This window comes from Selenomonas sp. FOBRC9 (assembly GCF_000287655.1).
GTDB lineage: Bacteria > Bacillota > Negativicutes > Selenomonadales > Selenomonadaceae > Centipeda > Centipeda artemidis.
The window spans coordinates 60,241-75,562 of sequence record NZ_ALJR01000025.1 but is presented as its reverse complement, the minus strand read 5'-3'; the positions used below and the strand labels follow the sequence as shown (position 1 = coordinate 75,562).

14 protein-coding genes are annotated in these 15,322 nt (G+C 55.4%); all 14 read left to right on the top strand.

Annotated features, from left to right (window positions below):
* Position 1 precedes the first annotated feature (1 nt).
* The 14 genes from HMPREF1147_RS05910 to rpoE all read left to right on the top strand — a co-directional run bounded on the left by HMPREF1147_RS05910 (position 2) and on the right by rpoE (position 15,307).
* Positions 2-1,672 (top strand): glutamine--tRNA ligase/YqeY domain fusion protein, encoded by a 1,671-nt coding sequence (locus tag HMPREF1147_RS05910; protein WP_009658075.1) that lies wholly within the window; start codon positions 2-4, stop codon positions 1,670-1,672.
* Between the two features lie 54 nt (positions 1,673-1,726).
* Positions 1,727-2,023, top strand: coding sequence for a hypothetical protein (locus tag HMPREF1147_RS05905; protein ID WP_009658056.1), 297 nt, complete (start codon positions 1,727-1,729; stop codon positions 2,021-2,023).
* A gap of 32 nt (positions 2,024-2,055) precedes the next feature.
* Positions 2,056-3,342, top strand: coding sequence for an ArsB/NhaD family transporter (locus HMPREF1147_RS05900; RefSeq protein ID WP_009658060.1), 1,287 nt, complete (start codon positions 2,056-2,058; stop codon positions 3,340-3,342).
* Between the two features lie 164 nt (positions 3,343-3,506).
* Positions 3,507-3,911, top strand: coding sequence for a DUF2628 domain-containing protein (locus HMPREF1147_RS05895; protein ID WP_009658083.1), 405 nt, complete (start codon positions 3,507-3,509; stop codon positions 3,909-3,911).
* 158 nt (positions 3,912-4,069) lie between these two features.
* Positions 4,070-4,627, top strand: a complete 558-nt coding sequence (locus tag HMPREF1147_RS05890; RefSeq protein WP_009437995.1) for an NAD(P)H-dependent oxidoreductase — start codon at positions 4,070-4,072, stop codon at positions 4,625-4,627.
* Between the two features lie 303 nt (positions 4,628-4,930).
* On the top strand, positions 4,931-6,928 hold the full coding sequence (locus HMPREF1147_RS05885; RefSeq protein WP_009658122.1) for a methyl-accepting chemotaxis protein: 1,998 nt from the start codon (positions 4,931-4,933) through the stop codon (positions 6,926-6,928).
* Between the two features lie 619 nt (positions 6,929-7,547).
* A complete protein-coding gene (locus HMPREF1147_RS05880; protein ID WP_198002978.1) occupies positions 7,548-9,467 on the top strand; it encodes a hypothetical protein in 1,920 nt (639 codons plus the stop codon).
* 41 nt (positions 9,468-9,508) lie between these two features.
* Positions 9,509-10,993 (top strand): sodium/proline symporter PutP, encoded by a 1,485-nt coding sequence (gene putP / locus HMPREF1147_RS05875; RefSeq protein WP_009658081.1) that lies wholly within the window; start codon positions 9,509-9,511, stop codon positions 10,991-10,993.
* A gap of 60 nt (positions 10,994-11,053) precedes the next feature.
* Positions 11,054-11,419: a VOC family protein gene (locus HMPREF1147_RS05870; RefSeq protein ID WP_009658096.1), complete on the top strand. Its 366-nt coding sequence runs from the start codon at positions 11,054-11,056 to the stop codon at positions 11,417-11,419.
* A gap of 65 nt (positions 11,420-11,484) precedes the next feature.
* Complete coding sequence (locus HMPREF1147_RS05865) at positions 11,485-12,348, top strand: response regulator (protein ID WP_009658090.1); 864 nt, start codon at positions 11,485-11,487, stop codon at positions 12,346-12,348.
* A gap of 3 nt (positions 12,349-12,351) precedes the next feature.
* Positions 12,352-12,816, top strand: a complete 465-nt coding sequence (locus tag HMPREF1147_RS05860) for a chemotaxis protein CheX (protein ID WP_009349948.1) — start codon at positions 12,352-12,354, stop codon at positions 12,814-12,816.
* Between the two features lie 36 nt (positions 12,817-12,852).
* Positions 12,853-13,281, top strand: a complete 429-nt coding sequence (locus HMPREF1147_RS05855) for a DUF1934 domain-containing protein (RefSeq protein WP_009658078.1) — start codon at positions 12,853-12,855, stop codon at positions 13,279-13,281.
* Positions 13,282-13,292: 11 nt separating this feature from the next.
* A complete protein-coding gene (gene argS / locus HMPREF1147_RS05850) occupies positions 13,293-14,954 on the top strand; it encodes an arginine--tRNA ligase (protein ID WP_009658070.1) in 1,662 nt (553 codons plus the stop codon).
* 26 nt (positions 14,955-14,980) lie between these two features.
* A complete protein-coding gene (rpoE, locus tag HMPREF1147_RS05845) occupies positions 14,981-15,307 on the top strand; it encodes a DNA-directed RNA polymerase subunit delta (RefSeq protein WP_009349951.1) in 327 nt (108 codons plus the stop codon).
* Positions 15,308-15,322: the final 15 nt, after the last annotated feature.

Below are 15,322 nucleotides of genomic sequence, written 5' to 3'. Positions count from 1 at the left end.
AATGGCGGAAGCAGCGAAAACATCGAATTTTATCCGAAACATCATCGACGAGGATCTGCGCGGCGGGAAGCATACGGCGGGCATTCATACGCGGTTCCCGCCCGAGCCGAACGGCTATCTGCACATCGGACATGCCAAATCCATCTGCTTGAACTTTGGCATCGCCGAGGACTACCGGGGACTGTGCAATCTGCGCTTTGACGATACGAACCCGACGAAAGAGGATGTCGAGTATGTGGACTCCATTCAAGAGGACATCCGCTGGCTCGGATTCTCGTGGGACGACCGCCGATTCTACGCGTCCGATTACTTTGAGCAGCTTTACGATTATGCCGTCCGGCTCATCGAAAAAGGGCTTGCCTATGTGGACGATCTTACGGCGGATGAGATTCGCGCGTACCGCGGCACGCTGACCGAGCCGGGGAAGGAAAGCCCGTACCGCAATCGGAGTGTCGAGGAAAACTTAGACCTCTTCCGGCGGATGCGCGCGGGGGAGTTCCCGGACGGTTCGCGTGTCCTGCGTGCAAAGATCGATATGGCATCGCCCAATCTCGTCATGCGCGATACGGTCATCTACCGCATCGCCCATGCGCATCATCACCGGACGGGGGACGCGTGGTGCATCTACCCAATGTATGACTTTGCCCATCCGCTCTCGGATGCGATCGAGGGCATCACGCACTCGATCTGCACGCTCGAGTTCGAGGAGCACCGCCCGTTTTATAACTGGCTGCTCGAAGCACTGGGATTTGATGTCAACACTCGTCCGCGTCAGATCGAGTTCGCGCGGCTCAACCTCTCGGGCGCGATCACGAGCAAGCGCAAGCTGCGCCGACTCGTTGAGGAGGGGCATGTGCGCGGCTGGGACGATCCGCGGATGCCGACCATCTCCGGAATGCGCCGCCGCGGGTATCCGCCCGCCGCGATCCGCGCGTTCTGTGAGGAGATCGGCGTCGCCAAGAGCAACAGCACGGTGGACAGCGCTATGCTCGAGCACGCTGTCCGCGACGAGCTGAACAGGCACGCGCCGCGCATCATGGCGGTGCTGCGCCCTGTGAAGCTCGTGCTCACGAACTACCCTGCGGGAGAGACGGAGTATCTTTTGGCGGAGAACAGTCCGACGCACGGCGGGCATCGCTATGTTCCGTTCGGGCGCGAGCTCTACATCGACCGTGAGGACTTCATGGAGGGTGCACCGAAAAAATTCTTCCGCCTGAAACCGGGCGGCGAGGTGCGGCTCAAGCATGCCTACATCATCAAATGCGAGGAAGTCGTCAAGGATGCGGCGGGCAATCTCGTCGAACTGCGCTGCACCTACGATCCCGAGACGCGCAGCGGCGGCGCCGCGGCAAATCGGAAGGTCAAGGGGACGATCCAGTGGGTCTCGGCGCAGCACGCGCTCACGGCGGAGGTTCGTCTCTATGACAGTCTGCTGCGCAGCGAGGAGAGCGAGGAAGAGGAGACTGACGATTTCATCGCAGCGCTCAATCCGCACTCCCTTGAGATTTTGACGGATGCGAAGATCGAGCCGAGTGCTGCGCTTACGGCGGCGGGGACGAGCTATCAGTTCCTGCGCGTCGGTTACTTTGTCGTTGACCCGGACACAACGCCGGATCATATAGTGTTCAACCGTATTGTCGGGCTGAAGGACTCGTGGAGCAAGGTGAAGTGAGTCCCGCGCACGGGGAATAGTTCATGCCGCCGCGGCGGCATAAGGAGGTTTGCCGTGGCAAAGATTCCCAAAGGTCTATCCGATACAGCCATGATGCAGGGGCACGAGGGCGAGGAGACGCTCGAAGAGACCCTGCTGCGCGGGGAGCAAGAGGCAGAGGAGCGCGCCCGCCGAGCGGCGGCAAAAGAACCTCCCGCCGACCTTGCGCGTGCGGGGCTCAGCGCCGCGCAGACGGAAGAACTTGGCCGAGCGCTCATGGAGCTGAAGCTGACGCTTGCACAGGAGCAAGTGACGAACTACAAGCTCAAAATCAAGCGCAGCGGACGCCAAGTGATCATCACGGCGACGTGATGCGTTTTTCTTGATGAGAAGAAGGATGTGTAATGATGGAAACAGCAACAACTGTGGCGATCGTGATCTTCGTCGCCGCGTATGCACTCATCATCTCCGAAAAGGTGCACCGCACCATTGTCGGACTTTTCGGCGCCATGCTCATGATCCTCTTTGGCATATTGGATCAGGAGACGGCCGTACATCACGTCGACTTCAATACGATCGGACTGCTCATGGGCATGATGATCATCGTCAATATCACAAGCGAGACAGGGCTTTTTAACTTCCTCGCGATATGGGCGGCACAGAAAGTAAAGGCACAGCCGATTGCGCTGCTCGTCGTGCTCTCGTCGATCACGATGGTCTGCTCCGCGCTGCTCGACAACGTGACGACGGTGCTCCTCACCGTCCCTATCACGTTCAGCATCACCTCACAGCTCAAGGTGGACGTCATGCCGTATCTCATATCGCAGATTCTAGCCTCCAACATCGGCGGCACGGCGACGCTCATCGGCGACCCGCCGAACATCATGATCGGCAGCGCGGTGGGGCTTGACTTCATGGATTTTGTTGCGAACCTGACGCTCATCTCCGTCCTCATCTTCGTGCTCGTGCAGATCATCCTGATTTTCCTCTATAAAAAAGGGATGCACACACAGCCGGAGCTCCAGGAAAAGATCATGCGTCTCCCCGCGGGCGCGCAGATCACGGATCACACACTCCTCAGAAAATGCCTTGCCGTCATCGCTCTCACGATCACGCTCTTCGTCCTGCACGGCAGTCTCGGGCTGGAGTCCGCAACCGTCGCGCTCTTCGGCGCGGGGCTCCTGCTCCTCATCACGGCGACGCGAGACGAGAATATGATCACCAAGGTGCTCTCAAAGATCGAATGGCCGGCGATCTTCTTCTTCGGCGGACTCTTCATCCTCGTCGGTGCGCTTGTCGAGACGGGCGTCATCCGGATGCTCGCAGCGGAGGCGATCAAGGTCACGAACGGCAACGAGGATGCGACGGCGATGCTCATCCTGTGGATGAGCGCGATTGCCTCCGCGTTCATCGACAACATCCCGTTCGTCGCAACGCTCATCCCGCTCATTCAGGATATGGGACAAATGGGGCTCAGCGACCTCACCCCGATGTGGTGGTCGCTCGCGCTTGGCGCCTGCCTCGGCGGCAACGGCACGCTCATCGGCGCGAGTGCGAACGTCGTCGTCGCGTCCATGGCGGCACAGCGCGGACGCCCGATCTCCTTCCTCAGCTTTATGAAGGTCGCATTCCCCGTTATGATCTTCACGATCATCGTCTCGAATGTGTACGTCTATCTCCGCTATCTCTAAGCATGATACAGATATACCGGATGGGATATTGTGACCCCCTTTCGCAGTGCTGAATACCAACAAAGCCGTTTGAATGGTTCATATCGTACCGTATGCGTTTGCCGGAATGCGGTACGATATGAATTTATTATTTTATACATTCTTGTTTTAAGGAGGTTATAGTAATGGACGTGCAGGATCGAGAATACTTTGGCAAAGTATATAGTGAAAAATGGGCAAAACGATTTGCTTTCTATGAGAACTACGGAAAACCCTACAGTAAAGAGGGGGCTTTGGCACTCAAATCCATGGGATTGTTTGAACGCTCGAACATCACAATCAATCTCTGGGTGATGCTCGTCGGATTCATATTCTTTCTTACCAAGGGCATGTGGCGATCCGCACTTGTTCAAGTTCTGACCCTCGTTGCGGTTGGCCTCGTGCTGGATGCGCTCGGGTTTTCCCACAGAGCAATCAAACCGTGCAGCTACGGAGTCAATTTCCTCTTCGCGATACTTGCCAATTATGCATATTACATGAAGGAAAAAACAGGGAAGGAGTCCTGGAATATCTTCCAATTCATCCGATAGACTGTGTTGGCGCGTCTGCTGCGGCAGCCTGCGCTTTTGCATCAAGGGGAGCGCTGCACGCGTATTTTTTCAGGAAAAATCGGAGTGTACTCTAGTATAGACGCATTACCGCTTCCGTGCTACAATGAGCACAGTGGAATGAATGGGAGGAATATCCGATGAAAAATGTGCTTGTGGTCTCCGGTCATACGGATCTGAACGATTCTGTCGCAAACAAAACCATCATGGAAGAGTTGGCGAAGCTCATCCCTTCGGTTGAGTTTGACTATCTTGACAAATTGTATCCGGACTATAAAATCGACATCGCCGCCGAACAGGCAAAGCTTGAGAAAGCGGACGTTGTCGTGCTCCAGTTTCCCGTGTTTTGGTACTCTCTGCCGTCGCTCCTCGAGCGCTGGATGGAAGAGACGTTCAAGCATGGCTGGTCACATGGACGAACAGGTGATAAATTGAAGGGCAAGAAGCTTGTCGTATCACTCACGACCGGCACGCCTGCCGAGATGTACAGCAAGGAGGGAGCTGCCGGGCACGAGATCGATGAATACCTCCTGCCGGTCGTCTCCACCTGTGCACTCTGCGGCATGGAGTATGCCGGACGCGTCTACACCGGGAATGTCTCCTATGCGACACGCTCGGATGCGGCGGCGGTTGCCGATATGAAAAAGCGCAGTGCACAGCATGCGGATAAACTCGCACAGCTCATCAAAACACTTTGAGACTCAAATAAAATAGTACATACGGCATCGCTGCGCTTTGCATTGATGTCGTTTTGTTTTGCGATTATACTCTTGGAGAATGATTTTAGAGGAATAAAATATTGTTCTGTATTGAATTTAGACGACTTAATCGGATAAGTAATATCAATGGAAACATAAGGAGGAAATACATATATTAGAAAAGTAGAATGATTCTGCAATATAAAATTTTAGATATACAATAAAAAACGTGACATCAGAGTAAAAAATAGTTATAATGGGAGCGTAATATATTGGGGGATTGTCAGGAAGGAGTCTGAGGGGATGTTTCAAAATGCAAGCGTCAAAACAAAGATGGTCGTCATTCTTATTCTCATCAGCGCAGTGCCGCTGCTCATCAGCATCGGCGTCAATTTTTACAGCACGGTGAGCCGGGGAATTGAGCAGCTGCAAGCAGTGAGTCAGCAACGTGTCAAGGTGATCGATTCCAACATCACGGGGCTGTTTGAGGAGAACCGCAACGGGATCAAGGCACTCGCCGGGAGCGGAGAGACGATTCGCTATCTTGAGAACCCTGTGGAAAATGCGGCGGATATGGAGGGCTCTCTGAAGCGTACGAATGATATCTTTAAGGATGCAAATCCGACACATATCACCGATACGAACGGGCAGCAGCTCCTGCGCAGCGATGGGAAAGAGCCTGTAAATACGGCGACGCGTGCCTATTTCAAGGATGCCATGGCGGGCAAGGAGAGTATTTCGGATATCGTTGTCAGCAAGGCGACAGGGCGGTTTATCTCCGTTATTGCCGTGCCTGTATTTGACGCACAGAAAAAGGTCGTCGGCATGGTGCAGCGGGATTATGACCTCGGCGTGATTGCGGACTTTGTGAAGGCGGCATCGGACGAACATACGCGCGTCTTTATCATTGACAGTCATGGGAAAGACCTTGCGGATTCCGAGGTCAAGATTGAAAAAGAAGAAGACCGCACGGACTCCAGTGGGTACGACTTTGTGAAGGACGCGCTCGCGGGCAATGCGGGGACGACGGAAGTCACCTTCAAAGACGGGAATACCTACTATGTGAGTTATGACCGGAACGATACGACGGGGTGGGTCATTGCGACAGCAACGCCGAAGTCCTACGTGCTGTCGGTGGGGATTCAGGCGGCGATTCCGATCATTATTTTGGGGATCATCCTCGTTGCGGCAGCGGGCGGGCTTGCCTATTTCATGGCCGGAAAGGCGACGGCACCGCTTATTCGCATGGGCAGTGCAGCGGAGGAAATCGCAGGCGGCAACCTTGCGATTGAAAAGCTCACCGTGGATTCGGGCGATGAGTTCGGGCGCATGGCGGCGGCATTCAACCATATGACGGAACGCCTGTCCGGCGTGCTCCGAAGCGCAAAGAACAGCGCCGAGTCCGTTGCAACGGCATCCGAGCACCTCACAGAGAACTCTGAACAGACTTCGCAGGCATCGAACCTCGTTGCAGACTCCATCATGCAGGTCGCAGAAGGGACGGTCAAACAGAAAGAAGCCGTCACGGAGGCAATCGAGGTTGTTGAGGACATGGATCGCCAGCTCACGATTCTTTCGGACAATTCCCGGAGCATCACCGAAGCGTCGCAGTCGGCGCATAACGCGGCCACCGACGGTGCGGACAAGGTGGAGCAGGCGGTTGGGAATATGGGCAAGCTCGAAACGACGGTCAAGGAAACCGAGGGCATCATCCGTGCACTCGGTGAGCAGTCGAAGCAAATCGGCGAAATCGTCGATACCATTTCCGGGATCGCCGAACAGACGAATCTCCTCGCTCTCAATGCCGCTATCGAAGCGGCGCGCGCCGGCGAACACGGGCGCGGATTTGCCGTCGTCGCCGAGGAGGTGCGCAAGCTCGCCGAACAGTCGGGCAGTGCCACAGAGAATATCACGAGCATCATCACCGAGATTCAAAAACGTACGCAGGAAGCTGTTGTTTCCATGCAGACCGGCACGGAGATGACCATCGGCAGTGTGCAGTCGGTGCATGAGGCGGGCGAAGCATTCCGGGAGATTGTCGCACAGATCACGCAGCTCATGGAGCGCATCGCGTATTCTGCCGAGGCGATCAAGGCGACAAATGAGGGGAGCAAGCGGATCACGGCGTCTATCCGCAGCATCGAAGAAGTCGCTGCGTCCCTTGCGGACGAGACGCAGACCGTCTCTGCAGCGACCGAGGAGCAGACGGCATCCGTCCACGAAGTGGCCTCGGCAAGCAAGCATCTCTCGGAGATGGCGACTGAGCTTCAGTCGGCGGTCGAGACGTTTAAGCTGAGCTGACAAGAGAAATTAATATAACACACAGAAAGAGCCGATGCGTGCATATATTTGCGCGGCGGCTCTTTCTGTATATATTTTTATAAATACGTTATAATTCAAATATCGGTACTTCCGTCCGGATTGCACAGAGATATATTCTTGTGTTGAGTATGAAGGAGGGATGATATGAGGTATGCGAAGTTAATCAAGACTCTAAAAGCACACAACCGGCGCTCTAAAGCAGTGGGGGGATGAAATCTGGTTCAGCCTAATAACATAGGTGCAGGTTCCTATTCCATGTTATGCTAGAAAGATTCGGACAGGCACTGTAAACGACAAGCCGGTATCAAGTGAGAAGGATGGGCGACATGCCGCCCTTATGCTCAGATAGACGAGGTGAATCAGATGAAATATACCTAAGCCGGCAAAGGCAATAATACAGAAACGAAAAAGACGAAAACGGCAACCGTCTCTTTACGGACGATCAGGCACGCTTCTATGGATTTTGGGGCGGATCTGCCGATGCCGCGATCGAGATGGCGAATTTCGGCGTTGTGACCAAATCCCTCAAGGGAACGCCGCACGCGGCGCAGGTATTCAAGGATATCATTGGGCGCACGGGATCGCGTATACTCTCGCGGTGAAGGATGATGTCAGCAACGATACATACATCCGTTACAGCGAAAATGATCTGTGGTATCGGGATTTCTTCAAGGAGCATAAGCGCAAGCCGACTGTTGCGGAACTCGAGGACATGGCAGTTGCCGTCGTCACAGGCGACGCATCCGCACCGAAGTTCGATGTATGGATCCCCGATAGTGCCGAAACGGCGGAGGCAATGGCAGAAGCCGCTCCTACGATTGAGAAGCTGCGCGAGAACCTTTCCGTAATGGAGCGCATCAAGCCGCACATGAAGGAAATGACGAGCGCGGAGATGAGACTCACGGAGGGACTATCCCCCGAGGCGTTCCATGTGTACCGCGATCTGTCGAAGAAATTGACGGCAATCGGCGGACAGACGGCACCCGTCGCGCGTCTCAATGCGATTCTCTTTGCCCGTCATGCGGATATCTTTGCAAATGCCGTATCGAAAAAGACGGGCGAGAAGCTCACGGCAAAAGACTATTACGAGCGGTTCTTCGGGTTGGACAGCGAGGGGAAGTACAAGGCTGATCTGCATCAGGCGATGATACAGGGCATTGACCTCGACGAAAAAGTCCCTGTGCTTGATATGGACAGCATGACGAATCACCTTGCGGGCAAAACGGATAAGGATATACTTGCATATATTCGCGACCTTGCACCGATGGAGCCGATTCCTACGGCGGATTTCCGCGCGCTGGTCGGTTTGCCGATGGGGAGATACGGTCACAAGCATATCATTCATAGAACCACACTGCGCAATACCTATACGCGAAATGTGGTGTTAAGCAACATGAAAGATGTCCTGTCGTATGGGCGCGTTGTGGAGATTACGCCAAACGAAGAAGTACGGAGCTTAGAAGGTCTGACAGGAACGCAGCTAAAGACACAGCGGCGCAAGAACAGAGTCAAAAACTATTATCGCATTATGATCCCCGTAAAATTTGCGGGACGACTAGAAACCCTTGTCGTAACGGCTGAGGATATGAACGGTGAAATATCCGTAGCACCGCAGAACGTATCTCTCTATGAGATGTTTGTGACACAAAAAGAGGAGATGCTTCTTCCCACCGACCCCCATAAGGGGTTTATTGTGGATAAAGAAGCATCTCCTGTTGCCAATAGTGTAACACAGGACGCGGCGAATAGCAATAGCGATGAAGTGACAATTCGCGATATGCTCAGCGGAATCAGTGATTACTATGGCAAGCCGTACATCAATCCTGACGGCACGGGGAACTTTGCCGAGCGCTTCGATCAAATCGCATGGCACGGCTCGCCGTATTGGTTTGAACACTTTGACCTCGGCATGATTGGCATGGGAGAGGGACATCAGGCGCACGGGTGGGGACTGTATTTTGCGAAGGATCGGCATATTTCCGAAGCCTATAAGACATGGCTGGAACACATGCCTAAAGTGCATACAAAGACAGACACCTATACACTTGATGAAGAAGGACGCTGGATTTTAGAGAAAAGCGGCACTCGGTTTGAAGACGGCTCTCCTGTGGATCAAGCGCTCATGGCTTTTGAAGGGGCAGAGGGCGATCTTGCTGCGGCAAAAGAGGATGTTAAGAAGCAGCTTGCATTCTTCCAAGATCACAAAATGGAGAAGAGTGTCGCTATCATGCGGGAGGCTTTGGATATCCTTGAAAAAGAGGGCGGAGAGTGGCAGATTGAACACGATAAACCGACGCTCTATCAAGTGGAGATTCCGGACGAAGAGTATATGTTCTGTGAGAACATGACCGTTGCGGCGCAGAACGACTATGTGAAAACGCGTATTGAAAAAGTTGCTGCAAGTCTCACAGAGGAGCAGCGAAGCCGATTTGCCGACGGCGCTATGAATTGTTGCCCAACATACGTAAATGAGGAAATCCGGAAAACATTTTGCTTTTCTATGAAAAATCTCGTATAATGAGCAACATATTGCTGAATTGATTGTAAGGGGCGCTGTTCTTGGCGGATCGAATAGAGATAAGTATTGTTTTCTTCGTCTATATGTTCCTGATGATGGGCATCGGGGTGTATTATTATCGGCGGACGCGCAACATGAGCGACTATTTCCTCGGTAACCGTAAGCTTGGCGCATGGGTGACCTCCATGAGCGCCGAGGCGTCCGACATGTCGGGATGGATGCTGATGGGCGTGCCGGGATTTGCGTATGTGGCCGGGCTGAATGCGGGCTGGATTGCGCTCGGCATCATCCTCGGCACATGGGCGAACTGGCATTTTGTTGCCGCTCGGCTGCGCGTCTACACGGAGGCGGCGAATAATTCGCTGACACTGCCGGACTTCTTTGAAAATCGCTTTATGAGTGATTCGGGCATGCTGCGCGTCGTACCGGCAATTTTTATTCTGATCTTTTTCATCCTCTATACGTCCTCAGGATTTGTAGCGGCGGGGCGCCTCTTTGAGACAATTTTCAGCCTGCCGTATGTGCCGTCGCTCCTGCTCGGAGCGGGTGTCGTCGTGTTCTATACGCTTGTCGGCGGCTTCCTTGCGGTGTCGCGTACGGACTTCATCCAGGGTGTGATGATGTTCTTTGCGATTCTCGTTGTTCCCGTCGGCGCGGCGCTGATGCTCGGCGGGTTTACAGCGACGGCACAGATGCTCTATTCGACGCATGCCTCCTTCTTTGCGCCGCTGACCAAACCCGATGGGTCGACGCTCGGCTTCATCGAGTTCATTTCGCTGATGGCATGGGGCATCGGATACTTTGGGCAGCCGCATATCTTGGTGCGGTTCATGGCGATCCGGGAGGCGCGCGAGCTGCCGCAGGCAACGCGCATCGCGATGGCATGGGTGGTAATCTCACTCGGGGCAGCGCTGCTCGTCGGCATGGTGGGCGCGGTCTATCTGCGGACGCCGCTTGAGGGAACGGCGGCGGAGACAGTGTTCCTCGTGATGGCGGGGGAGCTCTTCCCCCCGATTGCGGCAGGGCTGATTCTCGCGGCAGTACTTGCAGCGATCATGAGTACGGCGTCGGCACAGCTCCTTGTCGCGGCGTCGGCGTTCGCGCAGGACATCTACCGCCGCAGTTTCCGTCCCGCAGCACCCCAAGAGGAACTGGTCTGGGTCAGCAGGATCTCCGTTCTCGCGATCGCGGCGGGCGCAATCTATCTGGGACTGAGCCCCGACAATTTCATCCTCGATATGGTTGCCTATGCGTGGGCGGGCTTTGGCGCGGCGTTCGGTCCCGCGCTCCTCTCGTGTCTCTTTTGGCGGCGGACAACGGAACGCGGCGTGCTCGCGGGTATTGTGATGGGCGGGCTGACGGTGCTCATATGGAAGCAGTTCGCGCCCTTTGGGCTCTATGAAATCGTACCGGGCTTCCTCTTCTCCCTGCTCGCGATCTACGTTGTGAGCAGGCTTGACGCGCCGCCGCCGCAGGCAATTACGGAGGTCTTCGACCGCGTGGATACGGGGGACGGACGACCGTAATATCGTAACGAAAGATACGGTTTTCCTGCCGATGTTTTGGTATCCTGATAGGAGGGCATGATGGCATTTTCGTTTACACATGTCAATTTCAATGTACTTGATTTGTCTCGGAGTATGGAATTCTATGCGCGTGCTTTTGATTTCAGGGAGAAGCGGCGCTTGGAAGCGTCCGGTTTTACGCTCGTTTATCTGACGGACGGCGCATCGGATTTTGAGCTCGAGCTGACATATCTGCATACGCGTAAGGAGCCGTATAATCTCGGGGAGAAGGAGTTCCACCTCGCGCTCTATACGGACGACTACGCTGCGGCACGCGAAAAACATGCGGACATGGGCATCATCTGCTACGAGAACGCGGAGATAGGCATTTACTTCGTCGAGGATCCCGACGGATACTGGATCGAAGTTTTGCCAAAAAATATGTGACGGAATACCCAATTTCGTGTATAATGGAGACGCAGTTCAGACTGTGTCAAAGAGGGTGAAAGAATATGGGGAAATTACGGGTACTGGTCGTCGATGATTCCAAGATCAGCCGCGTGATGATTGCCGAGAATCTAAGGGATACGGATTTTGAGGTGTGCGGGATGGCGGCGGACGCCGCGGAGGCGGTGCGCCTCTATGAGGAACTGCGCCCCGATGCCGTGACGATGGATATGAATCTGCCCGATGCAAACGGGCTCGAGTGCAGCCGCCGCATCATTATAATGGATCCGGACGCGAATATCGTGATGGCGAGCGCGATGAAGGATCTGAACCTCATTACGCAGGGCAAGGCGATCGGCATACGGGCGTTCCTGCAAAAACCGATTGCGAAGCAGGATCTCGTTGATGCACTGCATCTGCTTTGTGAGGCGGGAGAGAGCCGACTGACGACGTTCCGCGAACTCTATGCAAAGCCGTTTGCACGCGCACTGCAGGAGGGAACAGCAGGACTGCTCCGCATGGAAGGGACGGCGGAGATTGAGGAATACGAACCGCGACACCTCGATGTGAGCGGCGCCGCCGTGATCATCGGCATAACGGGCTTTACGACGGGGCGCGCAATTTTCTATTTGGAAGAGCCGGTGATCAAGCTCTTTGCGATGCATATGCTTGGACGCGCGACCATCGAAGAGATCGAGCCGAGCGAGGCGGACGATGCCGTTGAGGAAGCCGCAAATATCATTGCGGGGCGCGGTATTTCAAAGATCAATAATGTGCTTGAGGGGAAGGAACTGCGCCTGACGCCTCCGGGGACGATCCGCGGGTCGAGGGTGCATATCGTAAGCCCGCGCATGACGACGTTCTGTATCAGTGTGCAGCTGCCGATCGGAACGATCCGGATGAACGTGGGCTTTGCAGAGGGAGAGTAGTCGATGGATGCAAAACTGATCAATCCTTTTGTGGATGCCTTTACGACGGTGATGCCGATGCTGGGCTTTCCTGAGCCGACGCGGACGAAACTCTACGCTGCTTCGAGCCGCGCCAAAAGTCTCGGCGTTTCGGTGCTTGTCGGGTTTACGAAACAGATTCGCGGCAATGTCGTTTACAATATGAGTGAGGATACGGCAAAGTTCATTGCTTCCACGATGATGATGGGAATGCCGGTGGAGGCATTCGACGAGATGGCGCAGAGCGCGATCTCCGAGCTCAGCAATATGCTGACGGCGAACACGGCGACGAATATCACGGGACTTGGGCTCGATGTCGACATATCGACGCCGTCGCTTACGGTGGGCAGCGATTTCGAGGTGAAGATCAGCGACGGGCAGTATCTCGTCGTGGAGATGGATCTCAGTGGTAAGCTGGTGGAGCTGGACATTGCCGTTGATCAGAATTAGGGAATGCAGAACACTTTTTATCGGAGGGACGATTCGGTGAAGGGTGGAGAGGTACAGGTTTCGCTTGTGGGGCGTCAGGTGGATGCCGCGGGTGAAGAAAGCCGCATTGCGCTGTCCGTCACGGGACGGCGTTTTTTGCGTGGCGACAGCCGCTATGTAAGTTATGACGATACGGAGCTGATCGAGGGAGAGACGGTACCGACGGTGCTGCGCTTCGGTGCGGATCAGATTCTCCTGCAGCGGCGGGGAATTGTGCGGTTTGCACAGCATTTCATGCCGGGCAAGGAGCGCCGAAGCAGCTACCACACGCCGTATGGGACGCTCTCTATCACGACGCTGACGCGGCGTCTGCGGATGCGCAGGGCGGAGGACGGTGCGGAGGAGGCGTACATTTTCTACACGCTCTATGTGGACGGTGTACGCCAAAGCGATAACACACTGGAAATAAAAATTGAGCCGAGGTAAAGGAGTTTATTGTGCAGATAAAACAGGAGATCGAGCAGGCGATTATGACGGCAGCGGAGCGTGCCGCCGCGGAGGGGCTGCTGCCGCAGGGCGCGGCACTCCCCCCGATTGTCCTTGAGGAGCCGCCTGAGAAGGATATGGGCGATGTTGCGACCAATTTTGCGATGCAGTCGGCGCGTGTGTTCCGTAAGTCTCCGAAAGCGATTGCTGAGATTATTGTATCCTATCTGACAGGGGACTGGCTGGAGCGCACGGAGATTGCGGGTCCTGGCTTCATTAATCTCTATCTAAAGCCTTCGGTGTATGCCGATATGCTGCGCGGCGTACTTGCGGCAGGAGAGGCATATGGACAGCTTCCCGTGCGCGCGGATACACCGCGTGTGCAGGTGGAGTATGTCAGCGCGAACCCGACGGGTCCTCTGCATGTGGGGCATGGGCGCGGCGCGGCGGTCGGCTCGGCACTCGTAAAGCTGCTGCGTGCGGCGGGCTATGCGGTGGACAGCGAGTACTATGTCAACGACGCGGGCAATCAGATGAATTTGCTCGCGGTCTCGGTGAACGCGCGCTACCTCGAGCTGCTGGGGCAGGCGGTGACGTTCCCAGAAAACGGTTACCACGGCGCCGACATTACGGAGACGGCGCGGCGCATTATCGATAAGGACGGGGACAAATACCTCGCGCTCCCCGAGGAGGAGCGTCTTAGAATTTTTCAGGATGTCGCCTATCGTGAAAAGCTCGCCGCGCTCAAGGAGGATCTTGCGGATTTCGGCGTGACGTTCGACCGCTGGTTCAGCGAGCGCACGCTCCATCCCGACGCGGTGCGGCGCGTGGTGGACGAACTGCTGGCGCGCGGCACCGCGTACCGGAAGGACGGCGCGGTGTGGCTGCGCTCGACGGACTACGGCGACGATAAGGATCGCGTGATCTTCCGAGATAACGGCGTGCCGACCTATCTCGCGGCGGATATTGCCTACCACGACGATAAATATCGGCGCGGCTACGGGCGTCTTATCAACATCTGGGGAGCGGATCATCACGGTTACGTCGCGCGCGTCAAGGCTGCGATGGCAGCGCTCGGGCACGATCCCGCACAGCTCACAGTCCTATTCCTGCAAATGGTGAGTCTCTACCGCGACGGTGACCTCGTAAAGCTCTCGAAGCGCACGGGTGAGACCGTGACGCTGCGCGAGCTGATGGAAGAAGTTGGCGTCGATGCGGCGCGGTATTTCTTCATCATGCGTTCGCTTGACAGTCAGCTCGATTTCGATCTCGATCTTGCAAAGAAGCGGTCGAACGAGAACCCGGTCTACTACGTCCAGTATGCACATGCGCGCATCTCGAGCATCTTCCGGCAGGCGGGGGAACTTGGTCTCACGCCGGCGGATGGCGCGGAGCTCGCACTGCTGAAGGAGTATACGGAGATCGCCCTCATTAAGAAGCTCGCGGCGTATCCGGAGGAGATCGCACGGGCTGCGGCGGAGTACGCGCCGCAGCGTATCGCGCGGTACAGCTACGAGCTGGCGGGCGCATTTCATTCGTTTTACAATCAATGCCGTATCGTCGGCCGGGAAAAGCCGCTTGCATCGGCGCGGCTCGCGCTCGTCACGGCGACGCGGCATGTTATTCGTCATAGTCTCGGTATCCTCGGCGTTTCGGCGCCCGAACAGATGTAATCGGTATCTCAGGAAGGAGCGTATTTATGGACTTTGAGCATATGTCGGAGATGGATGTCGCCTATCATATCCTGACGGAGAAGAAGGAGCCTGTGCAGTACAAAGAGCTGATCCTTGCGGTCATCGAGGCGAAACATAAGCCGGTACAGTCGCTCTCAGCGGCGATCTCCGAGATCTACACGATGATGAACATGGACAGCCGCTTTCACTACGAGGGCGAGGGCAAATGGGGGCTCACGGAGTGGGTGCCGCCCGAGGTCAAGCGCTCATCGTCACGCTCTGTTGGCACAGCTAAATCAGGCGTTACAAAGGAGACCATGCGGAAGAAGAAACTCGAAAGCATTCAGAACTGATTGAGACAGGCGGAG

Excerpts from the sequence above, each read along its gene's own strand:
- HMPREF1147_RS05865 (WP_009658090.1), top strand. The coding sequence starts at position 11,485 with ATGGGGAAATTACGGGTACTGGTCGTCGATGATTCCAAGATCAGCCGC.
- HMPREF1147_RS05890 (WP_009437995.1), top strand. The coding sequence starts at position 4,070 with ATGAAAAATGTGCTTGTGGTCTCCGGTCATACGGATCTGAACGATTCT.
- rpoE (WP_009349951.1), top strand. The coding sequence starts at position 14,981 with ATGGACTTTGAGCATATGTCGGAGATGGATGTCGCCTATCATATCCTG.
- HMPREF1147_RS05870 (WP_009658096.1), top strand. The coding sequence starts at position 11,054 with ATGGCATTTTCGTTTACACATGTCAATTTCAATGTACTTGATTTGTCT.
- HMPREF1147_RS05900 (WP_009658060.1), top strand. The coding sequence starts at position 2,056 with ATGATGGAAACAGCAACAACTGTGGCGATCGTGATCTTCGTCGCCGCG.
- HMPREF1147_RS05895 (WP_009658083.1), top strand. The coding sequence starts at position 3,507 with ATGGACGTGCAGGATCGAGAATACTTTGGCAAAGTATATAGTGAAAAA.
- HMPREF1147_RS05910 (WP_009658075.1), top strand. The coding sequence starts at position 2 with ATGGCGGAAGCAGCGAAAACATCGAATTTTATCCGAAACATCATCGAC.
- HMPREF1147_RS05885 (WP_009658122.1), top strand. The coding sequence starts at position 4,931 with ATGTTTCAAAATGCAAGCGTCAAAACAAAGATGGTCGTCATTCTTATT.
- HMPREF1147_RS05860 (WP_009349948.1), top strand. The coding sequence starts at position 12,352 with ATGGATGCAAAACTGATCAATCCTTTTGTGGATGCCTTTACGACGGTG.